Below are 26,538 nucleotides of genomic sequence, written 5' to 3' on the forward strand. Positions count from 1 at the left end.
CTCATAGTGTTTAAAAATATAACAAACATTACTCCTGGTATTGTCTTAGCTTTAGTTTTTTGTTTATTTTCTCAAGGGATAAACAATGTAATTGCGATTGAATTATTTAATACCACTAAAAGCCCAATTTCCACTGCTATGATTGCAATACTACTTGGCATTGTTATGGGAAATGCATTTACACCTAGGCCAGGTATGATGTTAGGATTAGACTTTACTCAAAAGTATATTTTAAAATTAGGGATAATTTTTTTAGGTATCAGGTTAAGTTTTGGAGAGTTTATTAAATTTGGAACCATTGCTATTCCTTTGATTATTGTATGTATATTAAGTGTACTCATCCTTGTAAAATTATTGATTAAAAAAGTACCTATTTCGTCAAGAATGTCTTACCTAATAGCTATAGGTACGAGTGTTTGTGGTGCAACTGCCATAGTTGCGACGGCTCCTGTTATAAATGCTAAAAAAACTGAAGTGGCCTATGCAATAGCAAACATTACTTTATTTGGTGTCATTGCAATGCTTGTCTACCCATATTTTGCAGAATGGTATTTTTATGGCGAACCATTAAAGGCTGGTTTATTTTTAGGAACTGCTATTCATGAAACTTCTCAAGTGGCTGCTGCTGGATTGATCTATGATCAGCAATTTAACAGTCCAGAGACATTAAATGTAGCTACAGTTACAAAATTAATAAGAAATACTTTTTTAGTTATTATGATTCCATTATTTGCTTTTTTATATAATCGAGGTAACGTTAAAGATAAAGGTTATTCTATATTAAGTATTTTTCCATATTTTGTAATTGGTTTTATAGGAATGATAGTTGTTAGGAATATTGGAGATCAAGTATTTACAGTAGAAAATTCTAATTTTGAAACATGGAAAAACTTTATAGGCTACCTTAAGAGTTTAGCTACGGTCTTTCTAACTATGGCGATGGCAGCTGTGGGTATATCTATTAATATAAATGAGCTAAAATCAATGGGCTATAAACCATTTGTTGTAGGTTTAATTACAGCTATAACTGTTGGAATTGTTAGTATTATAACCTTAGAGATTTTTTTTAAAACATTTTTATATTAAACGCTTGTAGCCTGATTCATAACAGAAGTAATTGCATCACTTGTTTTTTGAATCTCATCTTTAGTTAAAGTTGGGTGTACTAAAAAAACTAAAGAAGTTTCTCCTAATTCTTTAGCATTAACTAATCTCTCTTTGGGTCTAAATTTGGTATTATCAAATGCTTTTTCTAAGTACACCTCAGAACAAGCTCCAAAATAACACGGCACGCCCAATGCATTTATCTCTTTAATAATTCTATCACGATTCCACCCATTTTTTAATTCCTTTGATTCAACAAAAACGTAACATTTATAAGCTGCATGTTTAATATAGTCAGAAATACTTGGCACACGCAAACCTTTACATTGCCTAGCAGAATTCCATATTTTATTAATATTACTAATACGCTTAGCTTGCCAATCGGGCATTCTTTTTAGTTGTATTCTTCCAATTATTGCTTGCATTTCAGTCATACGCCAATTCGTTCCAAATGATTCATTTAACCATCTGAATCCTGCTGGGTGCTCTCGTTCATACACAGCTTCATAGCTCTTACCATGATCTTTATAAGCCCACATCTTATTCCATAAAGATTTATCATTAGTAGTGACCATGCCACCCTCACCTCCTGTTGTCATGATTTTATCTTGGCAAAAACTCCAACAACCGATATTTCCAATTGAGCCAACAGGTTTGTCTTTATATTTGGCTCCATGAGCTTGCGCACAGTCTTCAATAACATATAAATTAAATTCATTAGCTAAATCCATTATATCATCCATTTCACATGGCCAACCAGCTAAATGTACACAAACAATAGCTTTAGTTTTGCTATTAATTAAAGATTTAATAGATTCAACTTTGATATTTTGGGAATTCAAATCAACGTCAGCAAAAATAGGGATTGCACCAGCATTTACGATAGATGAAACTGAACTAATATATGTGCGAGAGGTGACAATCACTTCATTGCCTTCACCAATATCCAAAGCTTTCAACGCACCGTCTAAAGCTTGGGTTCCATTTCCTAGAGCTATCGCATATTTAGAATTTGTCCAAACTGCAAACTCTTTTTCAAACTCACGACATTCTTCACCAGTCCAATAATTAACTTTATTTGATAACAGAACATCACGAACTGAATTAGCTTCCTCTAAGGTAAATGAAGGCCATGGAGAAAATTGACTATTTATCATTATTTAATTTACGTGTTACTTTAGCGGGTACACCAAAAGCAACTACATTATCTGGAATATCTTTATTAACTAAACTATGCGCACCAATTATAGAGTTTTTGCCAATTGATACACCCGGAAGAATGACTGTATGACTTCCAATTCGACAATTATTTTTTAATACCACTTTCCCTGAAGAATTATCTATAGTAGATACGGAGTAAATAGAGCAATGTGATCCAATTTGCACCTCATCTTCAATTATGACTTTATATTTAGCGTTAATATAAGAAAAAGCACCAATATCAGTATTAAATCCCAAATCTAAACCATCTAAATTTTGCACAACCCAATTATATTTTGTTGGCTTTCCCTCTTTAATAATTGGATATTTCCAATTATTAAATCTATCACTTTTCACCATCATTACCCTTAAAGCGTTCTACTGTAATTTGACCAGTCTGGTTTATTCCTTCACGCATTATTACTTTTTTTACTGTTAGGCATAATATCCTTATATCTAGCCAAATAGACTGGTTGTCAACATACCAAACATCTAAATTAAATTTTTCATTCCAACTAATTGTATTACGGCCATTAATTTGTGCCCAACCTGTAATACCTGGCCTAACTTCATGTCGTCTAGCCTGTTGAGTGGTATATAAAGGCAGATACTCTATTAATAACGGTCGAGGACCAACCAAACTCATATCACCTTTTAGCACATTCCATAGTCCAGGTAACTCATCTAAACTCACTGATCTTAAAAATTTACCGAATGCAGTCAGTCTGGCTTCATCCAATAATAATTTTTTATCTGTATCGAGCTGATTTGTCATTGTTCTAAATTTGATAATCTTAAATATCTTTCCATTCAATCCAGGACGAGATTGTTTAAAAAATATTGGAAACTCTAATTTACTTATAAGAATTAATGTAATTAATATTATTACAGGTAAAAAAAGTGATAATAGAAAAAAGGTAATAAATAAATCAAATATACGTTTCATTACTAGTATTGTTAATATTGTTTATAAAAATATATCAAATAGTTTTTTTAAATTCATCTTTTAAATTTAACCAAAAAGAATTTTGTTCATATTTCATTATAATTTTATCTCTGACATTGCTCTTTATGTAGGAATAAAATTTCTTATCAGTTATACACTTTTCTATTCCATCTTTTAAACTGTTTATATCTTTCATCTTTATAAGCAAACCTGTTTCATTATTATCAATGATTTCATTACATCCATTTATATTTGTTGCTAATAAAGGAATACCAAAACTACCTGCTTCGATTAATGAATTTGGCAAACCTTCTCTGTAAGAAGGAAGTACAAATAAATCTGAAATAGATAAAAAATCTCTAATATCACTCTTAAAGCCCACATTTATGATCGACTCCATGCTACTTATTAAATCTTTAGTTTCATCATCAATTCTATTCAAATTATCATCATAGTCTCCAACTAATAAAAGTTTTAAGTTGGGATATTTTTTTAAAAGTAATACAAATGATTCTACTAATTCATTTATTCCCTTATCTCTGACAATTCTTCCAAGAAATGTTATGACAAAATCATTATTAGAAATATTATGTTTTAATCTAATGAGTGACTTTTCTTCATTATTGAGCTTATCTTTAAAATATTCTGTATCTACACCATTAATTGAGCCTTGCCCTACAACAGTTATTGGTAAAGAGGTCAAATTATCATTGATATATTTTTTTAATCCAAAACTATTACAAAAAATTCTAGTAGAAAAAAAATATGTTAATCTTTCAATAAATTTAAGTAAAACTAGTTTCCAGCCAGTATATTCCATCAACGGTAAGCCTACAATATTATGAACTCTAACAGGTATTCTACATAGAAAAGATGCTAACATCCCTAAAAGCCCAGCTTTTGGTGTAAATGTGTAGACTATGTTTGGTCTTTCAATTGAAATATATTTATAGAGTCTGTATATTGCTTTTAAGTCTTGAATTGGGGTTATTTTTCTTGTCATATTTATAGACTTAAATTCTACACCTTCAAAATCTGATATTTGTGAATTGTTAGAAGAAAAAGATGAAACAAGTTTAACATTATAAAAATTACTTAAATACTTAGCCTGGCCTCGTATTAAAGTGGAAAAACTTATTGGTACAGATGTAATGATAATAATTTTTTCTGATTTAGCTAAAGACCTGGTTGCTCCTAGCCCAATAATATTAAGCATTTCAAAGTTAACTTTGCGGACATCATAACGCTGCTCAACAATCTTTCTGCTAGCTATACCCATTTGATTTAGTGACATAGGGTTTTGAATAAACCAAATCATTTTTTCAGCAAGTTTTTCTATAGATCCAACTGGTACTTTAAAACCATTAACATTATCTTCTACAGTCTCCTTGCAACCAACTCCATCAGTTGTAAGGATTGGCCGACCCATTGACATAGCCTCTAATATGCTTCTTGATATTCCTTCATGATAAGACGGTAATATAAAAATATTTGCACTCTTTATAAAGGGACGAACATCCAAAGTTGCACCTTTGTAATTAATATAGTCTGACCACTTCATAACTTCATTTAAAGATATTCCATCCGGGGACGTATCTTCAGGTCCAACTAAATTAAAAATAATATTAGGAAATTTTTTTTTTACAATTTTAGCAGCTACAGCATATTCTCTTAATCCTTTTTCACCAAGTAATCGAGAAATACATAAAAAACTTACATTTTTTATGACAGGTGGTTCAAAATTGAATTTATCAATATCTACACCAGATCCATTTACAACAGATGTTTTTAATTTAGATATAATATTTTTTTCAACAAACAGATTACAATTTTCTTTATTGTGAAAAATAACCTCGTTAGCTTTTTTGAGTGCAGATTTGTACAAAATAGCAACTAATTTAGTTAATAATTTTCTTTTAAATGAGTCCCCTTGAAATGCGTAACCAACACCTGTAACCAAAGCATAAAAATTTATTTTAAAAAACTTTGCTGCTAACCCTCCATAAATAACTGGTTTTATTCCATACGATAAAACAATATCTGGTGACTGGGTCCAAAATATTATAACTAATTTTACAAACATATAAAAATCATGAAAAGGATTTACCTTATTCCTTTCAAAATTAAGTGTGATATTTTTTATTTGTTTATCTTTAAAAGTTTCTCGATATTGTTTTGAAGGTGCTGGTGATATTGTAATTACTTCACAATCTTTATTTTTAATTTCTTCAATTAAATCACCTCTAAAATTAATTAAAGAGTCATATATTGGTGCAATGATAATAACTTTTTTCATCTATTATTTATTATGACTTAATTGTTCTTTAATATAATCCTCTATTTGAATAAATATTTTTTTATCTAAAATTTTATTTAAAATTTTAATATTTGCAGTTGATTCTTTTAATTCATTTCTTGAAATATTTTTAGTAAATATTTTTATTTTGTATTTTGCAAAAGATTTAATTATACTTTTAACAGATCTTCCAATTCCAGTACCTATATTAACTACTTTAATATTTTTTATATTTAGGAGTTTTATATAAATATCAACAACATCATTAATGTGGATAAAATCTCTTATAGAGTTGCCATTATTAACAATTGTAATTTCTTGAGTAGTTTTTATTGCAAAAAAAATTTTACTAATAATAGAAAATTTATCATTACCTCCATACATATTAAATAATCTTGAAATAGTATAGTTAATTTTATTATCAGTAGAAAATTTTTCAATCATTTTTTCATTTGCAATTTTTAGTGACGCATATAGATTTAGAGGTTTTAGTTCATCTGTTTCAGTAGAAAATTTATTATTACCATAAACAGAACTACTACTTGTGTAGATAATTTTGTTTATCTTTATATCATTAATTAAAAAATAATTTAAAATTTTAGAAGTTAAACCAATAGAATTCATTATATATTCTTCTGCATTAATCATTTCATTTAATTTTATTGCTGGATGAAAATTATTAAATATTAATTTAATTTTCTGATTTTTAAATTCAGATAATATGTCAATATTATTTGAAATTTCTCTTGATGAAATAACTTTTGCATTCTTTAATTTTTCTAACAAATGATTAGATAAATTACTATTTCTGCCAATTATTATAATTTTATCATCCATATATAATTTTCTAGTGACTTTTTAAAATTTAAATTTTCAAAAATAAAATTCATTCTAAAATAAGACTATAATTCACTTCTTATTTACAATCGATATTAAACTACAGTAATAAGATCACTATTTATTAATTATACCTTAAATAATTTTGGTTTTTTTGACTTTAGTTTTTTTAGACCCACTAACTCTAATGAATAAGAACCCAAAATATAACAATATTGGCATGACCATCCATTTTTGACGCGCAGCAATTCCCCAATTTGCAGTAGTAAGTGCTAACATCAACAATAACCCTAAACTAAATATCAATAAAAAGTACCTATTTTCAGTAGGGTGGTTTAAATTAAAATTTTTTCTTTTTAGGAATATGATACTAAGAGCAGATAAGATAAAAACTGTTAGTAACAAAGCATTATCTATAGAAGATATAAGAGCTAGGGTGCTGTGAGCTTCATATGGTAATGGTCTAAAAAGATATGTAAACAATTGATATGGTAAATTCATTTTTCTAATATCTACACTTCCGCCACCATCCAAATTATACCCCTGTCTTTGTTTAACGTACTCTGTTATAGAGTCTATCGATATTGAGCTATCCCAATTGACATATCCAAGTATAAAAGGCACAGCAGATAATAAGAAAACTAAACAAATAGCAAGGTAAGTAAATTTTTTAGTAAAACTTATTGAGTTAATAATGAATATCGAAAATGTAAAAGCAACAACTGCTATACCGCATATATGTGGACGAACAACAAACATAATAAATATCGATATCAAAAACATTAAATTACGCTTCTTAAAGTCAATACTTGACCATAATAAAAGACCAGTTGCCATAAATTGTATCGAGTCTTTACCAATTGCTGAGCTCCAATAACTCATAGAAGGTACAAGAACTATGAATAATGATAATGATTTAACAAAACTAGATTTATTTTTTGTTACATGTCTTAAAGATGCATCTATAGCAATTAGTCCAATTGTACCAATAATATTATAAACTAAAAAAGTACTGATATAATTTAAACCAAACCCAACTGTTAGTAATGTGGTAAAGTAAAGAGTTGATGTTGTACCAAATGAAAATACATTTTTTTGGATTAATCACTCTGTATAATACCATATTGAGTCACCACCAATTATTGAAGTGGTAAAAATATAAGCAAAACAAAAAAAACTGTGCCATATATACAATGATAAAGCTCTAACTTTAGTTGCATTGAAATATTTTGCGCTAATTGAGATTAAATAACAACCAACAATTAATACAGCTACTATAGAGATTGAATCCCATATATTTTCAATCAAACTAACATCACTTAGATGATTTACGCTACTCATAACGATATAGATTTAAAAATTTGTACCATAGATGTCTTTTGTATTTAAATATTCAAGTACTGCAACTAAATTAAAAGAAACAAAAATATATACCATACAAATTTAAATTATTTCTATTTGACAGAAAAAATATCTAAAACAACTTTTAATTTTAGGGTAATATAAATTATAGTTTTTTTATCTATCATTTAACTCTCATACATTGAAAACAAAAATACAATAGTATTGGCATAACCATCCATTTCTGACGGGCAGAAATTCCAAAATTTGCAGTTGTATAAGATAAAATTGATAAACCAACTAAACTAAATATTAATAAAAACCATCTATTTTCAGTATGATGATTTAATAAAAATTTTTCTCTTTTTACAAATATTATGCTGAGTATAGTTATAATGAAGATTGATAATAAAAATAAATTATCTAGAGATGATAAGAAAGCAAGTGTGTTATGGGTCTCATAAGGAAGCGGTCTAAAAAGATAAGTAAATAATTGATAAATAAAATTCATTTCTCCAATATCAACAGAAGATCCACCAATCATAGTATAAGTTTGTCTTAATTTTATAAACGTAAATAAATTAGCTAAACTATAATCATAATTTTTAGAAAAACCTACAGAATCTAATACAGTAGGTAATAAAAATATTAAAGGAACAAAAGTAATTATTAAATATAATATTTTTTTTTTAAGTGACAATGAGCTGATAAACCATAATGATAGAAATAAAGAAATGATTGCTATGCCACCTATATGAGGTCTAGTTGTAAAAATTATTATTAATGAAATTAAAAATATTATATTTCGTTTTTTAAAATTAATACTAGACCACAACAAAAAACAAGTACCAAAAAATTGAATGGCATCTTTACCAATTCCTGAACTCCAATAACTTAAAGAAGGCATAAGCACTGTAAAAAGTGCTAGTAGTTTAATATATTTTGATTTATCAAAAGTTGCATGTCTTAATGAAGCATCTAAAGCAAGCAGTCCATAAGTACCAATAATATTAAATACCATAAAAGTGCTAATATATGTTAACCCAAACCCCCTTGTAAATATTGTTGTAAAATAAAGAGTTGCAGTTGTACCAAAACTAAATTCACGTTCATGAATTAGTGATGCAGTATAATAAAATATTGCGTCACCACCTATTTTTGAAGTAGTAAAAATAAAAATAGAGCAAAGAATAGTATGCCAAACATATAAAGAACAGACTCGAACTTTAGTTGTATCAAATATTTTTTCACTAAAAAAAATTAAAAAAAGTCCAATAAAAAATACAATAAATATTGAAACATAATTCCACACATTTTCTAATATTGTAAAATCACTAAGATGATTTATGTTATTCATGACTATATTAATTTATTAGTTGATATTATAATCAAATTTATTGCTTAAATACATTAGTTATAATCAAAATTTTATTTTTTTATCTGCTAATATTATCTAAAATTGATAAATTAAACTTTATCTATAATTTAAATTTTTTTATAAAACTCTTCATACCTTTTTAAAAAATTTTGTATTGAATAGTTTTCTAAATCTGATTTTAAATCTTTAACGACTATTCTGTCGTTACTTAGGTCTTCTAATAATGCATTAAGAGAGTTTTTAAGTGAATCTTTTGATCCTACCTTAAAACTTACCACAGCATTATAATGAGAAAATATATCACTGAGACCAGGAACATCAGAAATCAATATTGGTAATCCTGATGAGCGCATTTCTACGGCAACTAAACCAAAACCCTCCCATCTCGAAGGCACCACACCTATATCTGCGTCGTATAAATGGGCTTTAATATCTTCCGTATGATCAATCAATTCAACTAATGAGTTTAATGAAAATTTATTTATCAAATTTAACAATTTTTCTCTCTCTGGACCAGATCCAATTATTTTTATTTTATTAATCTTGTCTACTAAATGTGGAATTGAGGATAACAATAAGTCAATCCCTTTTTTATGGGTTAGAGAGCCAAGCACTATAATATTAAATTTTTTTTTCTTAGAAAAATTTCGAATTTTATGTTGAATTAATTCTGTGCCATTTTCAATAACAACGACTTTATCTAAATCTAAACTAGGCATGTACGAGAGTAATTCATATCTTGTAGCTTCAGATACACATATTATAGATTTAAGTGAATTATAAATAAAATATTCTATCAGGTACAAATACCATTTTTCTCGTCTTCTATTAAAAGTGTTATGTTCAGTATGTATATGAGGTATTCTAAAAATAAGAGATGGAATAAAAGTGGCATAAAGTGCTCTAGAAAGGTGAGAGTGAAATGCTAAGTTAGATTTTTTTTTTATGTTGGAATGTAGTTTTACAAATACCATAACTAGCAATAAAAATTGCCCATACTGAATTATTTTTAATATCTAAAGATTTATATTTTGTATTTGTTTCAAATTTCTTATTTAATTTTTTAAAAGTTATTACTTTTATAGTGCTCGTTATTCTTTCCTGTATGTAGGAAACTAATTTTTCGGCACCACCTCCCATGTCTGAATCAATTATTTGCAGAATATTAGTTTTTTCCTGCAGAAGAATTTCTTTTTGGACAAGTTCAGTTTTCATTTCTTTTTAACTAACAGTTTATCATAGAAAAAAATTATTTCTCCAATACTTGATGCTATAAAGCGAATTATGAAATTTCCATATTTTTTATTATTTATTATGTTTTTTTTATTAGCATGTAGATTAAATCGGTAATAATTAATCAATGATTTAACATAAAGTAATGAAATTTTTGATTTGATCTCAATGCCCTGCTCTAAAAATTTTTTATACGTGGCCACTGCAGAAATTGGGTTTGAAATTCTGTTATGCTTAGACAGTCCTGTAAGACCTTGCGCTAAATACTGACTATATACTAAATGATTATTTAATATTAAAATATCTTCGTTTGGAAATGAATCAAGATACAATAATGACTCGGAAGTAAAACTATCATTTAGGACTTCATTATTATGTTTAAATTTGTAACCCGTTGAACGAATAAAAATTGAAGTATCAACATCACCAAACTTATCTTTAAATCCAAAGTAACTAATTATTTTTTGATCATACTTTTTAAATAATTTTTTTTTATAAATTTGTGCTAGATAGTGTGTGGGTGATTTGAGCATCAACCTTGGAACAAGTATTGCCTTAACACTTAATGGAATAGTTTCAATTATATTCAAAAAAGATTCAAATCTATAATTTATCAAAACATCATCATCATCAATATTTACTAACCAATCACATTGTGTTTTTTCTTCATCCATAATCTTTACTAAAGATTTAAATTTACCAATATTTTTTTGTTCAGACCAGGTAAATGAAGATTTATCTATAACTTTTTCACTAAATTTATTTAAAATAAATTTATATTCTTCAGCAGGCCCATCAATTACAACTCTCCACTTTAACGTTCTATCTGTTTTATTTATGAGTGGAATAATTATATCTCCTAATCTTTGTAATAACTCTGGTCTTTTATAGCTAGATGTAATTATTATTGTTTTCATTAAAGCTTATATTTTGAATATTTCTTCAATTTAATATTACTTTTTTTTAAAAAGATTAAATAATTTTTTAATATGCCTCATATTGCTTTTTAAATTCAGTATATGTCATTTTAAGACTACCATTTAAATTAACTTTTGATTGCCAACCAAGTATTTTGTTATTTTTCAAATCTTATTGAGGTTTTTCATATTTATTCATTTATAGTCTTCCATCAGAATCATTAGCATTAAGCACGTATTTAATATCGTATAAAATATGATCATCTTTACCATAAGATTTAATTTCATCTTGGGTTAATGATTTAAATTCATCGTGTGCAACAGCTATTATAATTGCATCATATTTTCCCTTTATTGGTTTGTTAACCATTTGAATATTGTAATCATGATTAACTTGATCTTTATTAACCCAGGGGTCATAGACATCAACATTACAATTAAAACTTTTAATTTTTTCAACTAAATCAGCTACACGAGTGTTACGATGATCAGGACAGTTTTCTTTAAATGTTAAACCCATAATAAGAACATTAGCATCCACTATATCGATTTTTTTTTTAATCATAAGTTTGGATACTTGTTGTGCTACATATATCCCCATATTGTCATTTATCTTACGTCCTGCTAAAATCATCTCTGGATGATAACCTACTTCATTGGCTTTATAAGTTAGATAATATGGATCGACACCAATGCAGTGTCCACCTACTAACCCCGGACGGTATTGTAAAAAATTCCACTTAGTTCCAGCAGCTTTTAATACCGATTCTGTATCAATATCCAATTTGTTAAAGATGAGAGCAAATTCATTAATAAGTGCAATATTTAAATCTCTTTGAGTATTTTCAATAACCTTCGCAGCTTCAGCTATTTTAATACTGCTTGTCATATGTGTGCCTGCAATAACAATCTCTTGGTATAGTTCATCAATTTCTGTAGCAATTTCTGGAGTTGAACCTGAGGTTATCTTTTTAATATCAGCTATTCTATGACTTTTATCCCCTGGATTAATACGCTCTGGTGAGTAACCACAGTAGAAATCTTTATTGAATATTAATCCCGATTGTTTCTCTAAGATTGGTACGCATATTTCTTCTGTTGCACCAGGGTAAACTGTTGATTCATAAATAACAATATCATCTTTTTTAATAATTTTACCAATTGAATCACTAGCTTTTTTTAATAAATTTAAATCTGGTTTTTTATGCTTATCAATTGGTGTTGGAACAGTAACAATAAAAATACTACAGTCTTTCAGTTCATCTGTGTTGGCGGTATAGCTTAGATGAGCTGACTTTTTAAAGTCTTGTTTGCTCATTTCAAGAGTAACGTCTATCCCCTGTTTAAGTTCTTCAATTCTTTTTTGATTTATATCATAGCCAAGTACTGTACGTTTTTTTCCAAATTCAATTGCAAGAGGTAAACCTACATACCCTAATCCAATTACAGCTATTTTTTTATTATTCATTTTTAACCTATTTTGAATTATTATATTCATTAACCAATAATAAATATAATTATTTATCTAACTTTAATTTACTACCTCATATATAATTTTTTCGAATTTCTTTGATTGAACCTGCAGTGAATATTCTTCTTCAACAAGCTTACGCCCATTCTCTCCCATAAATCGACGTAAACTTTCATCATTTAAGAGTTGACGAAGTGCCCCAACCCATTCGTCTGGTTCTTGAGCAAGAAATCCATTTTTACCATTTTCTATAATCTGTTTATTTACACCTATCGGTGATGCAACTACTGGTAACTCGCAGGCCATATATTGGATTAATTTATAACCACATTTACCCTTTTCCCATAAAGAATTTGTAAGTGGCATAATACCTACATCAAAAGATTGAATTAACTGAACCTCAGTTTCCTCTGACCATGGTAATACCTCAATTGGAAGTTCTTTCACAGTTTCTTTGTTGCAACCAACAGCCACAAAGCGAACATCAAACTCACTTGCCAGCAACTTATAAATTGATTCAATTTCTAAAAGATACTTACCTGTTGATGGTGAGCCAATCCATCCAACTACTAATTGTTTATTACAATTTGATTTAACAACTTTATATTTATTTAAGTCTACAACACTTGGAATGATCTCAATCTGATTTGCTCCAGATAACTGAGCTCTTGAAGACAGATATCTATTTCCAATAATAACTGTATTAGAAAAACGCATTATAGCATCAATTTTTTTACCTAACAATAAACGCACCAACCAATTATTATGTTTATCGTAATTATGAAAAGTCGCATCATCATAATCTACTATATAGATAATTCCTATAAAGCAAAGTAGGCGTTCCACAAAAGCAGGAATATAAGGAAATATTTCTTTATGTATTATTATTAAATCATAATTTTTTACCTTAAATAAAATTTTTACTCTATTCCAATAACCCAAAAGTATTAAGCTCCAAAGAGATTGTTTCGATTTACCCAAAACTATAGCTGATACGTATTCGTCAGAAAGTAATTGTGAAACATCGACTTGAATACCTTGTTGTTTAAAAAATGGTAAGTATTGTAGGAATCTAATACGACTACTTGAGTCTTGTCTACCTGAGTGAGTTAATAATAATACTTTCATTTTAACGACATTAGAGTTGTCAAGCTTCTTATAATGTTAATTATCTTGTTAATTTTTGATTAACTTTATTAAATAAAAGATAAGAAGCAAAAATTATTTCTTTTATTTTATTATTTACAGTTAAATATTCTTCAATAATTTTAATTTCTTTTCTACACTGTGTGCCAAGTAAATAGTTAGCATGAAGCTCTAATTCTTTACTGTCCTTGAAATTCCAAGCAGATACAATATCATCTGCATTAATATATCTTGCATAATGCTTTTCAAAACTTTTTTTATACTTTTTTGGAATCATTTTTAAAATTTTTAACCCATAATTATTATTAAATCTATCTTCATACAATTCATGTATTTCATCAATAACTTTTACTTTCACACCTGAAGCTGCAGCATAAACAAGGTGTGAACCACTGACATTTGTAATCATTTCACTTGTGCTGTAAAATATCTCAGATATTCTTGTTAATGAATTAAGATCTTTTGAGTGCGCTCCTTTTAATATCTTTACATTATCAAAATTAATTTTTTTATTAATCACATTACTGTAATCATTACCTCCTATACAAATTGCATCACAATCATATTTTTTTACAATTGTCTTCCATTTATGATAGTCCGTTTCTTGTTTAGTTACAATTGAATGAGGAGGCATAAATACTTTTTTAAAAAGAATTTTATTTCTTTTATTTTCAGTATGTGCTTTTGTATAAATATAGGGCATTCCTACCGCTATAGATTTTATATCCTCTTTCTCCAAATACTTTACAGTGTCTTCATTATTAACAAGATGAATTGGTAAATGTCTTTCCTGGCTATGTAATAATATATCACTTTTTACTTTACCACTGCCTCTAACGACTGGTGCTATTCCATGCATCCAAGTTGCATTATAACAAATAGGTAGTGATTTTTTACCAAATATCAATTTTGAAGCACCATAAAAATCTGCTTCTTGTACTAAAATTTTTTTTAAAAGTTTCATTTCAAAATTATATTCATTTAAGCTAGTTTTGGTAAGAGGTGTACTGTTTCACGTTCAATTTTAATTAGTAACATATTATATGTAATTTTCAGAGACTTTATTTGAAATTTGAAGTAATTATAAATCTAAATTGATAACAAAAATAATAGTATGAAAAAACTTAAGCCAGATGTGTTTCTTACACATTTTTTATAAAAACATGAAATCATTAAAAAATATGAAGTTATTAAAAGGTGGAGACGCAGATCGGTGGTTCTCAAGAAATTTTAATTCTCTTAATGACAATGTATCTAGTGAAAAAATAAAAAACCTTATAAAAATTAATAATTTAAAAGCAGATAAAATTTTAGAAATAGGGTGTGCTAATGGATTTAAACTAAATCTATATTCTAAATTACTCAGATCTAAAAAAAATTATGGTATTGATATATCAAAAAAAGCAATTCAACACGGTAAAAAGAATTATAAAAATTTAAATTTATTAAATATTTCCAGTTTAGAAATTGATAAAATCAAACTTGATTTTGATTTAATAATTTGTGGTTTCTATTTATATCATTTAGATAGAAATGATATCTTTCGTCAATTTGATTTAATTTGTAAAAAATTGAGTCAAAATGGTTTTTTATTAATAATTGATTTTGACCCATTATTTAAACATTCTAATAAAGATTTAAATACGAAAAATTTGATATCATACAAAATGAGTTATGATAATTTTTTAACTGAAAGTGGTTTATTTGAAGTAATGTATAAGTCTAAATCCATACCAACACACCCTAATAAGAAAAAATTTAAATCAGATACTACTTCTATGACATTATTTAGAAAAATTGATTTTCACAAAAAATATCCTGAAAATTTATAATTAAAGTATTTTAAGGAAAATAGTCCTTTTTTATTAAAATAAACTACTTCTTATACTAAAAATTTTTTTCGTTTTTTTAATCTTTTTTTATTAGTGAGTAAATTTTTTTTGAAAGACTTTCTGTGCCATTAATTGACATTTTATTTAAGGCATTTATAGAATAATTTTTTGCTAAAGTGTTATTATTCATAAGTTCAATAAGGCCCATGACAGCTGATTCTGAATTTTTTGCAACCATGGCTACTTCTTCTTTTGCTAAAGCTTCTAACTCTCTATCGTCTTTATTACTATAAGGTGAGAAAACGACTGTAGGAATACCGTATTGCAAAACCTCAAAAAATGACACTCCAAACACTGTCATTACATAGTTACTTTGAACTATTAGTTCATCAAGTTTATCTGGAGCATTATGAATAACCCAATTTAACCGAGGCTTTTTTAGTAAATTGGGCTCACTAGAAAATGGACCTTTAACCCAATGTATCTCAGTTCTTCTATCTAATAATTTATCTAATTCCATAGGGAGAGTTCTGCTTAAATTTGAAATATCACTTCCACCTGTTAAAATTAATACTTTAAACCCAGACATCCAATCTTTATGATCAAATTGTTTTTGAATTAAAAAACTATCCCATCCTGATTTTAATGTGGCAGCACAGTTAGCATGTTTACTACAATCAAAATTAAATGATGGTATCCAAAGAATATCTAAAATATTGCAATAATCAATTAGTGAATCAATAGCGATTAAACATATGTCTTTTTTTTTTAATTTTGTAAAAAAATTATCAAGATTGTTAATTTTATGCTCTGAATAAAGATCCAATATTAATGCTTTAAAATCGTTAGTTTGTAAAACACTCTCCACAGCTTGTGTAAAGATATCTGTAAATAAAAAATTATGAACATTAAAACGAGCTAACTTTTTTTTTTTAATCAAATCACCAAATATCAAAAACTCTGCAGTAATATTGTATTTTTTTCTTAGTGTTTCTGCCAAGGCTATTAATCTAGATAAATGTCCCATCCCAACATCGGCACTAACATAGCAAACTAGTAAAACTCTAAAATTATTAAAATTATTTTTCACTAACTTTAAAAGATTTGCGAACAGATTTAAAGGGTCTTAAGCCATCCAATGGATCTGTACGCCATAATCGATCATGTAATTCAGAAGGGACTGGCTCTTTTATACCATTACCATCAGCATCTTTAGCATGACGGACTTGCTTAATTAACGAACTAATTTGTTCTGGTAACCAGCAATGACCAGCTCCGAATTCTTCACCTTTACCATCTAAATCAAAATGAAATTCAACAACCTCAGCTCCCCATTTATGTATTGCACGCTGCACAACTCCAGCATCAACTGTGTGATCTGACCAGCCAACTTTACACCCAACTGAATTACGTATAGTTTTTATAGCAGATAAGTTAGCCTCTTTATATGGTGTTGGGTATGCTGATGTACAATGAAGTACTGTTGGTTCACAATTATGATCACGTAAAACTTTAACGGCATTTTTTATTTCATTTAAATTTGCCATACCAGTCGAGAGAATCACAGGTTTTCTAGTAAGCGCACAAGCTATAAGTAAATCATCCCATAGCAATTCATAAGAGGCTATTTTATAAAAATCAACATAGGGTTCTAATTCTTTAACTGCATCAAGATAGAATGGTGTGCAACTAAACTGAATTCCTTTTTCTTTACAGCGATCAGATAATAAAGGCAGAAATTCTAAAGGTAACTCCCATTGTTTTCTGCCACTAATTTCTTTTGATTTTTTAAGAATTTCTGGTGCAAATAACTCATTAATCTTGAATAATTGAAACTTGACTGCATCACAACCAACTTTTGAAGCGGTATCAATAAAATTTAAAGATCTTTCAATATTTCTCGAATGATTACTAGATACTTCTGCTATAAAAAAACTCATACCTTACTTAACCTTATTTATATTATTTGGATGACTCAAAAATTTTTTTAATTCTAACTTAATCTTTATAATTATCAATCTTTACTATTCTATCATTTTCTTTATCCACTATATAAAGCATCTCATTGCTTTTTTTACAAATTTTCACAGGATGATTCCAATTTATATCTTTTAATAACAGTGGTGATATAATTTTTCCACTATATGTAACTTTCAATACTTGGTTTTTACCCCTTACACAAAGTATCATAAAGTCCTTTAGAGGGAGTATAGATCTTATTACTTTTATTGCTTCTTTATATTGGGAAAAATCAATCTTATTTTTTAATTTAAAGGTTGAGTCAAAATGATATACAATGCACTCATCAAAATCAGCTGTAAATACATCGCCATCTTCTCTCTCACTAACACATTTCACAAGAATTCTTTTATTTTGTGATATTTTGACCATGCCAACTTGAGCAATAAGTCTTCCATTCAAATCTATTTTTATAATTCTTCTATTTAAAGTGTCTGCAATATAAAATTCAGATGAAATACTGCAATCCATATCTTGAGGATCGTTAAAGCTTAAACTGCTACTAATTGTGTTCATATACTTTGCTGACTTCAAGTCAGCAGACATTGAATAGAAATTTAATAAACAATTCGAACCTTCTCTTCTCTCTACAATAGCAAGAATATCTTGATCCTTTATTTTAATAATTGAAATAGAAGAAGGTCGATTTAAAACTTTATCTTCAGTGTTTAAAACATATAAAAATTTGAGGTTTTCATCAAAAACTTGAATAACATGATTGCTTCTATCAGCAACAAATAATAGATTTCTATAAAATGAACACCCAGATGGCCTTGACAAACTCCCTTCAAGAAATTTATCTTTTATTACAACTTCACACTTTCGTCCTTTTGAAATATTAATTTTTACAATCCGATCATTATTTTGATCACATACATAAAGATCTTCATTTAATGTAAAGCCTGATATAGGTAAATCAAAACAACCAGCGTTTTCACCTTTCCCTCCAATTTGGAACTCAAATTCCATTTTATGATTAAAAAATTGTATCAAATAATTGTCGTTATCATGAACAGCAATCAATTCCCCTACAAGATTAACATCTGTTGGATGTCTTATTTTTCCAAATCCATCTCTTCCATATTCCAAAAATTTATTAATAGATTTTTCTTTCTTATCTAAAGAGATGGTCAACACTGATGAAAGATCCCTATCGATAATCAAAAACTTATTTACCTCCAGATAAGCAAGACCGTTAACAGAAGAAATATCGGTAGTATTTGAGTAGTCAAATAATAAATAATATTCTTTAAATTGATTTGGGTTAATCACAATAACTCTCGATTGATCTAAAATTGAAATATAAATTCTGTTCGTTGTCTTACAAAAATCTATAGTTCCATATTTTTTACCAGGCAAACTTAATGATGAAATAAATCTTAAATTTTGATCAAACCAAAATAATCTACTGCAAGCATGATCTAAAATTACTAGCTGATTATTATGATTAATCAAAATTGAATGTGCGCTTTCTAAACCAATCTCATTAATATCCACTGTTTTATTTTCATTCTTATTAAGAGAGATTAATACTAATTTGACTGTTGTAGGTTTAATTAAACATGCAATAAAACCATTGTCTGATATTGCGATTGAATACGGCCTTTTAAATTTTACTAACTCTAAACACATAACTTTATTAATCTAAAATTTCTGGATATGTAACTTTATTATTTAAATATTGATTAATATAATGCTCTGGAAAACTAACATCATTTTTTTCTGATTCTCTCAACATTCTTATTGGTGGGTCCATACCTATATCTAGAACGACATAAGTATTTTTGCCTAGAATAATGTCAAATTTAATCAACCAATTTTGCATTCCTTGGTTATTAATGAATTGTTTTAATGTTTCAATGATATTCAAAGAAATAATACTTTCATGATGAATTTTGGTTTTTTCTCCAGTTAAGAAATCAAACACATTGAAACGATCTCCAAATAAATTTATCCGTAAAGAAATACCTTTAGCCTCCTCCTGTAAGACATAATATTTTCTTAGATACCTGTCCTTCCCCCAAAAAAAATTATTCCAAGGTATGTCAAACTTGTTAAAACGATAAACATAATTTGGGTTCTTGCTAAAATCTGATTTCAAATAAAACCATTCTGAGTCAGATGTTTTAATTTTATCTTTTAATTCATTTTTATTCTCTATGTTCCATGTCTTTGGAATAGGAATGTTGTTATTTAAAAAATATTTATAATATGCCGTTTTATCTAAACAAAGGTCAATAGTTTTTTCAGATGGAAATGCAATCTCAAAATAGGCTGCAAAGTTTGCTGCTCCTTTTTGTGCAAACTGGGAGGCAGCAGTAAATACCATGTCATTTTTAGAAAACTTTTCTTTTAAACCTAAGTTAATAAGACCCATAAAATCATCATAGCCAATATTATGAAATTTATCACAAAGATGTTTTCCTGGTGCATTTTTATTTAAATCTGCACCAATAATTTCCCAATTTTGATTTTTAAGAACTTCTAAATATGATACTTGATCATAATTACATCCTAAAAAAAGTAATTTTTTTCTCATTTATTTATCTTTAAAATCTTTTCTTCAAGAGATTCATTTGAATTACCTGTAAAAATTGTATAATTACGATTTGTTACCAGGTCATCTCCTTCATCATAAAAAATTGCTGTAGGTTTAATTTTAAAATTTTCTGGACAGTTTGTTTTACCTAATGCCATTTTAACTGCTAGTTCTAAGAAATTAAAAGGGAGTGCTTTTTCAAAAACTCCTTCTATCAAAAGATCCCCTCCTAAATCCAAATGAACTTCCATTAATTTTAAGACATTATGAGAGTTTGCACGAAAAGAAATCATGAGTGGTGAACATTCAATTTTAAAATTCGAGATGATTTCTTTTGCTATTTTATTTGCTTGAAATATCCAATCATTTTTATCACTAGAATGAGTCTTAAAGCCTCTACCAACTATAGAGCCATCTTTTTTTTCATTATTTAATTCATCCAATATGCAAATTGAACATAAATCACCACCTGTAACAAAACTTACAAGAACTATATCTGGTCCTTCAAGGAATTCTTCTAAGATTATTTTTCCATTAATTGTATTTTTTTTTGCATAGTCAACTGATTTTTTTAGTTTTTCTTCTGATCTAACAACACTAATTCCACTTTTTCCAATTAAACTTAATGCTGGTTTAACTACGATTGGAAAATTATTGCAAAAAACATTTTCACAATCATCTGTACTGTATATTTTATATGTAGGGGAAGGAATATTATAATTCAAACAAGATTCACGTAATTTATCTTTATTAACTAAATTTCGTGCAGACTCTATAGGTACTCCAGGAAGGTTAAAATATTTAGAGATCTTAGCAGCAGTAATAACTGGTGGGCCTGAGCTTCTATTTAAAATACCTATCCATCTATATCTGTCTTCTAATTTTTCCAATTCATTAATAACAACTTCAGCATCATAAGTACTTTGACAGATTGCCATATCAGCATATTTAAAGCCAAGTGATTTTGGATTTCTATCTATTGCAATAACTACATGTCCAAGAGACTTTGCTTTAATAATTAACTGCTCTTGCGCTTTACCAGCAGCTAAACATATTACTGCATCTTTAATTTCGTTTTTAATATTTTTGATAAACATAAGGTTGTTTAAACTATTCCTTTGTCAATCTATAGAGTCCCGCATGAGCTACTGGAGATGAAATAATCTTATCGTCAGGTAGTTTTGATAAAAGTAAAAAGACCTCTTCTATTGCATTTTTATATTTATCTAATTCTATATCACTATGTGCTAAGGATGGTTTAAATTGTCTAAACCCTAAAAATCCACGTTGAAGCATTTCAATAACAAATCGTGTGTTAAGATCCATTGGTTTTTTACTTTTAAATTCAAAAGCAGCTAATGTCGGTAGGCCAGTAACATTTATTTGTAAACCAGCTTTTAATGAGGCATCTTGCCAAATTTTTTTAGTTTTATTTCCAATAGAAATAATATGTTTATCTGTTTTTGTTTTTTGATATTTTTTTAGTGTTGCCAGAGCTGCTGTTGGGCCAACTCGGTCAGTCCAGTTAGTACTTGATATAAAGGTTGACTGAGCTGCCTGCATTACATCCTCTGTTCCAAGTATTGCTGACATAGCGTATCCATTGGCCATAGATTTTGCAAAGACTGCCATGTCTGGATAAATACCGTATCTGCAATGAATACCTCCAGCACACATTCTAAACGCACTTGTAATCTCATCATATATTAACACTGCTCCAATTTCAGAGGAAATTTCACGTAGTGTTTTTAAATACTGACTTGGTGCTTCTTCACCACGAGCAGGTTCAATAATGATTGCTGCAATTTCTGACTCTTTACCAATAATTTTTTTTCTTAAAGATTCTATATTATTAAAATCAAATGGAATTGCAGTGCCAGTCAATCCACGTGGTACACCATTTGGTTCAAGCCCTGGCATTAACTGTCCATCAAGGCCAGATTTGTCTGCAAGATTAGCTGCCAAATACCAATCTGTCCAACCATGATACCCACTAAATAATACGATATCTCTTTTAGTTTTAGCTCTAGCAATACGCACTGCTATGGAAAGTGCTTCACCACCACTTCTAGCGTAACGAACCATATCAAACCATGGGTGCAATTCCATTAACGCTTCAGCTAAGTCAACTTCTTCAGGGCAATTTAATGAACTATTTACACCGCGATGTATTGATTCAATGACGGCAGCATCAACATCTTCATCTGCATATCCTAAAATACAAGCACCTACTGCCATAATTGACATATCAATATATTCCTTACCATCTAAATCCCAAACATGACATCCTTTTGCTTTTGAATAATAAGCAGGCCAAATATCTGGTGCAAACATTTCAGGTCTCTTAGATAATAATTGAGAACCTCCCGGGATTAGGGTCTTAGCTTTACGATATAATTTTGTACCTTTGCTATTTTTAAGAGTATCTATATCAATCATTTAATTATTTTATCTTTTTGTAGTGATTTAAGATATCCTTCATTGCGTACAATTTTATTGTTAATTGTTGATAAATTCGGATTACTTCGCATAAATTGTAAAATTTCATGTGTTAAAAATGGTGATTCAGGTCGATATAATGCATCAAAAATTTTATTTAATAATTCATAATCGTTTGACACATCAAGTGTCCACCTATGCTGATCTAAATTTTTAAATAACTTTAATGAGCCATTTTTAAACAAGTGTGGATTATTTTCAATGTATGGACCAACATGCTCTCTCTCTGATTGTAATCGAGCTTCTTTCCAGGCTTTCTCTAGTGCAGAAAATGAATATACCACACAGTCTAGACCATCTGGAAATTGACCACCAAGTGCATAGCAATCATAATCTCCTGACATATAACCAGTAATTACTGCATCTACAACTACAGGGTCAATTACAGGACAGTCACAAGTGATACGTACAATTGAGTCCGCATCATAAGCTTTAGCAGCATGGTAGTAACGGTCTAATACATCTTCAGAATTACCACGATAACAATCAATATTGTTGTTTGTGCAATAATCTTTTAATGGGTCATCAATGGTCTCATTTGTAGTGGCCACTACTATTTTTCCAATCATTTTACAATAAGTGAGACGCTCAACAACATGTGCTAATACTGGTTTATTTGCCAACTTCATCATTACCTTTCCTGCTAAACGTGATGAACCCATACGTGCTTGAATAATAGCAACTATTCTCATAATGAGCTCCACTCTGATGGATTGAGCAATCTTGTATCTTCAATATGAAAGCTTTCAGGAAACTGGCAAATATTGTTAGCTGCATTAATGATATCTTTAAATTGTTTTAAACTATCAACACCAACAATAACTTTTGAAATTCTACTGTCAGATAAAGCAAAAGATACGGCTGTTTGAACTGGCGTACTATCATTTTCCTTAAACCAATTATTCCACTTAGCCCATAAATCAGGCCATTTTTTAAATTTTTCTGGTCTACTCTTTTCATCCATAAGTAATAGTCCTTGTAAGAAAATAGAACGAATATGTATTTCTACTTTTTCTTCAGACATTTTTTGCAACCATCCACTTGTTTCTAGACGTCGATCAAAAATATTATATGGGGCTTGCACCAAGTCAGGTTTAAATAAACTCCATAATTTATCTAATTCATCTGGTGTATAAATAGAGAATCCAATTTTTTTAATTATGCCATCTTTTTTTAAATTAAGTAATATGTTCCACAAATCTTTTTTATCTTTATCAAGTAATTGACTTGGTCTATGAAGGAGGAGTCCTGATAATGTTTTAACTTTAAGAAAATTTAAGGATTTTTGTAGATGCTTTACAACCCAAATTCTTAAATTCCCAAAATCATCTGGAATTTCAGGTAGTTTTGTTATCACGTTATAATCATCCATACCGATTTCACCTAGACACTGTTCAGCTGTCTCATAAGTAATAGCAGTATCAATTGTGTCAACACCCGAAACTTTAGCAAAATCTAAAATATTTTTCACCTCAGTTTTTTCAACTTGACCATTGGTATTTGCAACACCATAAGTTTTACCAAATTGAACCGTTCCTAATGCAATCTTCATAACTGTAAAGCTTCACGTAATGTAGAGATAACAAGGTCTTGCTGATGTTCCGTCATAGTTGGGTATAGAGGTAAGCTTATAGCATCTTTGTAGTATTGTTCTGAATGCTTAAGTTCAGTAAATTCAACTTTTGTTTTCTGGTAATAGGGGTGTGTATGTACTGGTATATAATGTAAATTTACAATTACTCCTTTCTCTCTCAAATATTCAAATACTTGTTTGTGTGTTTTTTCATTTTTTAGGCGAATAATATATAAATGAAAAGAAGAGTGACTACTATTATCCTGATATGGAATTACTATAGGAAGATCCTTAAGGAAATTATTGTATCTAGAAGCAAGTTCATGTCGACGTGATATGTAATTATCAAGTCTCTCTAATTGGCTCATCCCTAATGCTGCTTGGATATCAGTCATACGATAATTAAAACCTAATTTTATTTGTTGATAGTACCATTCTCCATCAGATTCATTTGTCATTTTTTTAGGATCACGTGTAATACCATGGGTACGTAACAAAGACATACTCTCAGATAATTCAAAATTATTAGTTAATGCTATTCCACCCTCACCTGTTGTAATAATTTTTACTGGATGAAAACTAAATACTGCTATGTCGCTATATTCACAATTACCGATTGGTTTATCTAAATATTTTCCTCCTATCGCATGAGACGCGTCTTCAATTATTTTAAAACCATACTCTTTAGAAAGTTCATGAATAGCTTTCATGTCACAGGATTGGCCAGAAAGATGCACTGGAACAACAATTTTTGGTAATATTCCTAATTCCTTAGCTTTAATAAGTTTATTTTTTAATGCTTTAGGACAAAGATTGTATGTAGTTGGGTCAATATCAACAAAATCAACTTTTGCACCACAATAAAGTGCACAATTTGCTGATGCCACAAAAGTAATTGAACTAGTCCACAACCAATCACCTTTCACAAGACCTAAAGCCAGACAGGCAAGGTGCAAGGAAGAGGTAGAAGAATTAGTTGCAACTGCGTATTTTGCACCACAATATTTAGAAATTTTTTTTTCAAATTTAGGAACACAAGGCCCTTGAGTTAAAAAATCAGATTTTAAAACACCTATAACTGCATCAATGTCATCTTGAGTAATATCTTGCCTTCCGTAAGGAATATTTAATTTTACTGTCATGGTTTAAATTTTGTATTATTATTTAAATTCACACTGGTTCAAAACTTGAATCTAATTGTTCTTTTATTAAAATTCTCAAACTTTCGATTGAGAGAAAATCTGGATTAGTGCCTGAGTTATAAGAAAAACCTTCCTCCACCATCGTGGCATTAGTTATTTTGCAATATTGTTTAATTGAAATTGGATTTGAATTTGGTAAAATGGCATAGTAAATACCTAAATCAACACTATTTAGACTATCATTTTCTGTTATCATCTCTTCATGTATTTTTTCCCCAGCACGTATACCAACATTCACAAGTTTAGCACTCGGTGAAATTGCTTTTGCCATATCGGTAACTAAATATGATGGTATTTTGGGTACAAATATCTCACCTCCTTTAGAATTTTTTAATGCCCATAGCACCATTTCAACACCATCTTTTAATGAAATATTAAATCTCGTCATTCTTGGATCGGTAATTGGAAGAATACCTTCTTTTCTTTTTTTCATAAAAAAAGGTGCCACAGAGCCACGAGAGCCTAAAACATTTCCATAACGAACTACAGAAAAATTTAAATCCCTAGAGCCTTTATACCTATTAGCGGCAACAAAAAGTTTATCACTACATAGTTTCGTTGAACCATATAAATTAATTGGTGCTGCTGCTTTATCAGTTGAGAGGGCAACAACTCTTTTAACATTTGTATCCATACATGCTTCAATTAAGTTTTCAGATCCAAGAATATTAGTTTTTATAAATTCAGTTGGATTGTATTCAGCAGCAGGAACTTGTTTCAATGCTGCTGCATGTATTACGTAATCAATGCCTTCTAGTGCTCTTCTTAAACGATTTACATCCCGAATATCTCCAATAAAATATCTTACGCATGGATATTTATCTTCTGAAAATATTTGAGCCATATCAAATTGTTTTAGTTCATCACGGCTAAATATGACTAATCTTTTAATATTTGGATAACGATGAAGTATCTCTTCAACCAAAGCTTTTCCCAGGCTGCCCGTTCCTCCAGTAATTAATAATGATTTATTTTCTAACATGCATATTTCCTTATATCTTTTAA

At 28.8% G+C, this 26,538-nt stretch carries 26 protein-coding genes; 2 read left to right on the plus strand and 24 right to left on the minus strand.

Annotated elements, in window-relative coordinates; genetic code table 11:
- The first annotated feature begins 6 nt into the window (after positions 1-6).
- The gene (locus tag ABXT58_RS04430; RefSeq protein ID WP_415303489.1) at positions 7-1,086 is read left to right on the plus strand and encodes a YeiH family protein; all 1,080 of its coding nucleotides are present in this window, start codon (positions 7-9) and stop codon (positions 1,084-1,086) included.
- Here ABXT58_RS04430 and ABXT58_RS04435 read toward each other — a convergent pair.
- The 14 genes from ABXT58_RS04435 to ABXT58_RS04500 all read right to left on the minus strand — a co-directional run bounded on the left by ABXT58_RS04435 (position 1,083) and on the right by ABXT58_RS04500 (position 14,833).
- Positions 1,083-2,261, minus strand: a complete 1,179-nt coding sequence (locus ABXT58_RS04435) for a DegT/DnrJ/EryC1/StrS family aminotransferase (RefSeq protein WP_415303490.1) — start codon at positions 2,259-2,261, stop codon at positions 1,083-1,085. The two genes, ABXT58_RS04430 and ABXT58_RS04435, sit on opposite strands and share 4 nt — an antisense overlap.
- Positions 2,251-2,667, minus strand: coding sequence for an acyltransferase (locus ABXT58_RS04440; RefSeq protein ID WP_415303491.1), 417 nt, complete (start codon positions 2,665-2,667; stop codon positions 2,251-2,253). The genes ABXT58_RS04435 and ABXT58_RS04440 overlap by 11 nt, the downstream gene beginning before the upstream one ends.
- Positions 2,651-3,250 carry a sugar transferase gene (locus ABXT58_RS04445; protein ID WP_415303492.1) on the minus strand — a complete coding sequence of 200 codons (600 nt, stop codon included), beginning with the start codon at positions 3,248-3,250 and terminating at the stop codon, positions 2,651-2,653. The genes ABXT58_RS04440 and ABXT58_RS04445 overlap by 17 nt, the downstream gene beginning before the upstream one ends.
- A gap of 34 nt (positions 3,251-3,284) precedes the next feature.
- The gene (locus ABXT58_RS04450; RefSeq protein ID WP_415303493.1) at positions 3,285-5,546 is read right to left on the minus strand and encodes a glycosyltransferase family 4 protein; all 2,262 of its coding nucleotides are present in this window, start codon (positions 5,544-5,546) and stop codon (positions 3,285-3,287) included.
- A gap of 3 nt (positions 5,547-5,549) precedes the next feature.
- Entirely contained in the window at positions 5,550-6,383 is an 834-nt protein-coding gene (locus ABXT58_RS04455; protein WP_415303494.1) for an NAD-dependent epimerase/dehydratase family protein, read from the minus strand.
- Between the two features lie 135 nt (positions 6,384-6,518).
- Complete coding sequence (locus tag ABXT58_RS04460) at positions 6,519-7,265, minus strand: hypothetical protein (RefSeq protein ID WP_415303495.1); 747 nt, start codon at positions 7,263-7,265, stop codon at positions 6,519-6,521.
- Positions 7,266-7,487: 222 nt separating this feature from the next.
- Positions 7,488-7,724: a hypothetical protein gene (locus ABXT58_RS04465; RefSeq protein WP_415303496.1), complete on the minus strand. Its 237-nt coding sequence runs from the start codon at positions 7,722-7,724 to the stop codon at positions 7,488-7,490.
- A gap of 184 nt (positions 7,725-7,908) precedes the next feature.
- Positions 7,909-9,081: a hypothetical protein gene (locus ABXT58_RS04470; RefSeq protein WP_415303497.1), complete on the minus strand. Its 1,173-nt coding sequence runs from the start codon at positions 9,079-9,081 to the stop codon at positions 7,909-7,911.
- A 128-nt stretch (positions 9,082-9,209) separates the two neighbouring features.
- A complete protein-coding gene (locus ABXT58_RS04475; RefSeq protein WP_415303498.1) occupies positions 9,210-10,076 on the minus strand; it encodes a glycosyltransferase family 4 protein in 867 nt (288 codons plus the stop codon).
- The gene (locus ABXT58_RS04480) at positions 10,033-10,317 is read right to left on the minus strand and encodes a hypothetical protein (protein ID WP_415303499.1); all 285 of its coding nucleotides are present in this window, start codon (positions 10,315-10,317) and stop codon (positions 10,033-10,035) included. The genes ABXT58_RS04475 and ABXT58_RS04480 overlap by 44 nt, the downstream gene beginning before the upstream one ends.
- Positions 10,314-11,252 carry a hypothetical protein gene (locus tag ABXT58_RS04485; protein WP_415303500.1) on the minus strand — a complete coding sequence of 313 codons (939 nt, stop codon included), beginning with the start codon at positions 11,250-11,252 and terminating at the stop codon, positions 10,314-10,316. Before ABXT58_RS04485 ends, ABXT58_RS04480 begins: the two co-directional genes overlap by 4 nt.
- Before the next feature lie 199 nt (positions 11,253-11,451).
- Positions 11,452-12,720, minus strand: coding sequence for a Vi polysaccharide biosynthesis UDP-N-acetylglucosamine C-6 dehydrogenase TviB (gene tviB / locus ABXT58_RS04490; protein WP_415303501.1), 1,269 nt, complete (start codon positions 12,718-12,720; stop codon positions 11,452-11,454).
- A 63-nt stretch (positions 12,721-12,783) separates the two neighbouring features.
- Positions 12,784-13,851: a glycosyltransferase family 4 protein gene (locus tag ABXT58_RS04495; RefSeq protein ID WP_415303502.1), complete on the minus strand. Its 1,068-nt coding sequence runs from the start codon at positions 13,849-13,851 to the stop codon at positions 12,784-12,786.
- Between the two features lie 40 nt (positions 13,852-13,891).
- Positions 13,892-14,833 carry a hypothetical protein gene (locus ABXT58_RS04500; RefSeq protein WP_415303503.1) on the minus strand — a complete coding sequence of 314 codons (942 nt, stop codon included), beginning with the start codon at positions 14,831-14,833 and terminating at the stop codon, positions 13,892-13,894.
- 217 nt (positions 14,834-15,050) lie between these two features.
- Between ABXT58_RS04500 and ABXT58_RS04505 the strand changes: the two genes are divergently transcribed.
- Positions 15,051-15,701, plus strand: a complete 651-nt coding sequence (locus ABXT58_RS04505; RefSeq protein ID WP_415303504.1) for a class I SAM-dependent methyltransferase — start codon at positions 15,051-15,053, stop codon at positions 15,699-15,701.
- A gap of 76 nt (positions 15,702-15,777) precedes the next feature.
- Here the strand turns inward: ABXT58_RS04505 and ABXT58_RS04510 are convergent, their stop codons facing one another.
- The 10 genes from ABXT58_RS04510 to pseB are packed head-to-tail and all read right to left on the minus strand — an operon-like array spanning position 15,778 to position 26,515.
- Complete coding sequence (locus ABXT58_RS04510; protein WP_415303505.1) at positions 15,778-16,791, minus strand: hypothetical protein; 1,014 nt, start codon at positions 16,789-16,791, stop codon at positions 15,778-15,780.
- Positions 16,781-17,641: an N-acetylneuraminate synthase family protein gene (locus ABXT58_RS04515; RefSeq protein ID WP_415303506.1), complete on the minus strand. Its 861-nt coding sequence runs from the start codon at positions 17,639-17,641 to the stop codon at positions 16,781-16,783. The genes ABXT58_RS04510 and ABXT58_RS04515 overlap by 11 nt, the downstream gene beginning before the upstream one ends.
- A 58-nt stretch (positions 17,642-17,699) precedes the next feature.
- Complete coding sequence (locus tag ABXT58_RS04520; protein ID WP_415303507.1) at positions 17,700-19,352, minus strand: hypothetical protein; 1,653 nt, start codon at positions 19,350-19,352, stop codon at positions 17,700-17,702.
- A gap of 7 nt (positions 19,353-19,359) precedes the next feature.
- Positions 19,360-20,259 carry a hypothetical protein gene (locus tag ABXT58_RS04525; protein WP_415303508.1) on the minus strand — a complete coding sequence of 300 codons (900 nt, stop codon included), beginning with the start codon at positions 20,257-20,259 and terminating at the stop codon, positions 19,360-19,362.
- Positions 20,256-21,356, minus strand: a complete 1,101-nt coding sequence (locus tag ABXT58_RS04530) for an ATP-grasp domain-containing protein (RefSeq protein WP_415303509.1) — start codon at positions 21,354-21,356, stop codon at positions 20,256-20,258. The genes ABXT58_RS04525 and ABXT58_RS04530 overlap by 4 nt, the downstream gene beginning before the upstream one ends.
- 13 nt (positions 21,357-21,369) lie before the next feature.
- Positions 21,370-22,698: an aminotransferase class III-fold pyridoxal phosphate-dependent enzyme gene (locus ABXT58_RS04535; RefSeq protein WP_415303510.1), complete on the minus strand. Its 1,329-nt coding sequence runs from the start codon at positions 22,696-22,698 to the stop codon at positions 21,370-21,372.
- A complete protein-coding gene (locus ABXT58_RS04540) occupies positions 22,695-23,450 on the minus strand; it encodes a cytidylyltransferase domain-containing protein (protein WP_415303511.1) in 756 nt (251 codons plus the stop codon). The genes ABXT58_RS04535 and ABXT58_RS04540 overlap by 4 nt, the downstream gene beginning before the upstream one ends.
- Complete coding sequence (locus ABXT58_RS04545) at positions 23,447-24,310, minus strand: aldo/keto reductase (RefSeq protein WP_415303512.1); 864 nt, start codon at positions 24,308-24,310, stop codon at positions 23,447-23,449. The genes ABXT58_RS04540 and ABXT58_RS04545 overlap by 4 nt, the downstream gene beginning before the upstream one ends.
- On the minus strand, positions 24,307-25,473 hold the full coding sequence (gene pseC, locus ABXT58_RS04550) for a UDP-4-amino-4,6-dideoxy-N-acetyl-beta-L-altrosamine transaminase (RefSeq protein ID WP_415303513.1): 1,167 nt from the start codon (positions 25,471-25,473) through the stop codon (positions 24,307-24,309). The genes ABXT58_RS04545 and pseC overlap by 4 nt, the downstream gene beginning before the upstream one ends.
- 28 nt (positions 25,474-25,501) lie before the next feature.
- Positions 25,502-26,515: a UDP-N-acetylglucosamine 4,6-dehydratase (inverting) gene (pseB, locus tag ABXT58_RS04555; protein WP_415303514.1), complete on the minus strand. Its 1,014-nt coding sequence runs from the start codon at positions 26,513-26,515 to the stop codon at positions 25,502-25,504.
- Positions 26,516-26,538: the final 23 nt, after the last annotated feature.

It is taken from the genome of Candidatus Pelagibacter sp. Uisw_090 (assembly GCF_047717845.1).
Lineage (GTDB): Bacteria > Pseudomonadota > Alphaproteobacteria > Pelagibacterales > Pelagibacteraceae > Pelagibacter.

Excerpts from the sequence above, each read along its gene's own strand:
- ABXT58_RS04540 (WP_415303511.1), bottom strand. The coding sequence starts at position 23,450 with ATGAGAATAGTTGCTATTATTCAAGCACGTATGGGTTCATCACGTTTA.
- ABXT58_RS04465 (WP_415303496.1), bottom strand. The coding sequence starts at position 7,724 with ATGAGTAGCGTAAATCATCTAAGTGATGTTAGTTTGATTGAAAATATA.
- ABXT58_RS04460 (WP_415303495.1), bottom strand. The coding sequence starts at position 7,265 with ATGAGTTATTGGAGCTCAGCAATTGGTAAAGACTCGATACAATTTATG.
- ABXT58_RS04535 (WP_415303510.1), bottom strand. The coding sequence starts at position 22,698 with ATGATTGATATAGATACTCTTAAAAATAGCAAAGGTACAAAATTATAT.
- ABXT58_RS04445 (WP_415303492.1), bottom strand. The coding sequence starts at position 3,250 with ATGAAACGTATATTTGATTTATTTATTACCTTTTTTCTATTATCACTT.
- ABXT58_RS04505 (WP_415303504.1), top strand. The coding sequence starts at position 15,051 with ATGAAGTTATTAAAAGGTGGAGACGCAGATCGGTGGTTCTCAAGAAAT.
- pseB (WP_415303514.1), bottom strand. The coding sequence starts at position 26,515 with ATGTTAGAAAATAAATCATTATTAATTACTGGAGGAACGGGCAGCCTG.
- ABXT58_RS04545 (WP_415303512.1), bottom strand. The coding sequence starts at position 24,310 with ATGAAGATTGCATTAGGAACGGTTCAATTTGGTAAAACTTATGGTGTT.
- ABXT58_RS04525 (WP_415303508.1), bottom strand. The coding sequence starts at position 20,259 with ATGAGAAAAAAATTACTTTTTTTAGGATGTAATTATGATCAAGTATCA.
- ABXT58_RS04515 (WP_415303506.1), bottom strand. The coding sequence starts at position 17,641 with ATGAGTTTTTTTATAGCAGAAGTATCTAGTAATCATTCGAGAAATATT.
- tviB (WP_415303501.1), bottom strand. The coding sequence starts at position 12,720 with ATGAATAATAAAAAAATAGCTGTAATTGGATTAGGGTATGTAGGTTTA.
- ABXT58_RS04470 (WP_415303497.1), bottom strand. The coding sequence starts at position 9,081 with ATGAATAACATAAATCATCTTAGTGATTTTACAATATTAGAAAATGTG.
- ABXT58_RS04475 (WP_415303498.1), bottom strand. The coding sequence starts at position 10,076 with ATGGTATTTGTAAAACTACATTCCAACATAAAAAAAAAATCTAACTTA.
- ABXT58_RS04500 (WP_415303503.1), bottom strand. The coding sequence starts at position 14,833 with ATGAAACTTTTAAAAAAAATTTTAGTACAAGAAGCAGATTTTTATGGT.
- ABXT58_RS04440 (WP_415303491.1), bottom strand. The coding sequence starts at position 2,667 with ATGATGGTGAAAAGTGATAGATTTAATAATTGGAAATATCCAATTATT.
- pseC (WP_415303513.1), bottom strand. The coding sequence starts at position 25,473 with ATGACAGTAAAATTAAATATTCCTTACGGAAGGCAAGATATTACTCAA.
- ABXT58_RS04435 (WP_415303490.1), bottom strand. The coding sequence starts at position 2,261 with ATGATAAATAGTCAATTTTCTCCATGGCCTTCATTTACCTTAGAGGAA.
- ABXT58_RS04480 (WP_415303499.1), bottom strand. The coding sequence starts at position 10,317 with ATGAAAACTGAACTTGTCCAAAAAGAAATTCTTCTGCAGGAAAAAACT.
- ABXT58_RS04530 (WP_415303509.1), bottom strand. The coding sequence starts at position 21,356 with ATGTTTATCAAAAATATTAAAAACGAAATTAAAGATGCAGTAATATGT.
- ABXT58_RS04495 (WP_415303502.1), bottom strand. The coding sequence starts at position 13,851 with ATGAAAGTATTATTATTAACTCACTCAGGTAGACAAGACTCAAGTAGT.
- ABXT58_RS04485 (WP_415303500.1), bottom strand. The coding sequence starts at position 11,252 with ATGAAAACAATAATAATTACATCTAGCTATAAAAGACCAGAGTTATTA.
- ABXT58_RS04455 (WP_415303494.1), bottom strand. The coding sequence starts at position 6,383 with ATGGATGATAAAATTATAATAATTGGCAGAAATAGTAATTTATCTAAT.
- ABXT58_RS04520 (WP_415303507.1), bottom strand. The coding sequence starts at position 19,352 with ATGTGTTTAGAGTTAGTAAAATTTAAAAGGCCGTATTCAATCGCAATA.
- ABXT58_RS04450 (WP_415303493.1), bottom strand. The coding sequence starts at position 5,546 with ATGAAAAAAGTTATTATCATTGCACCAATATATGACTCTTTAATTAAT.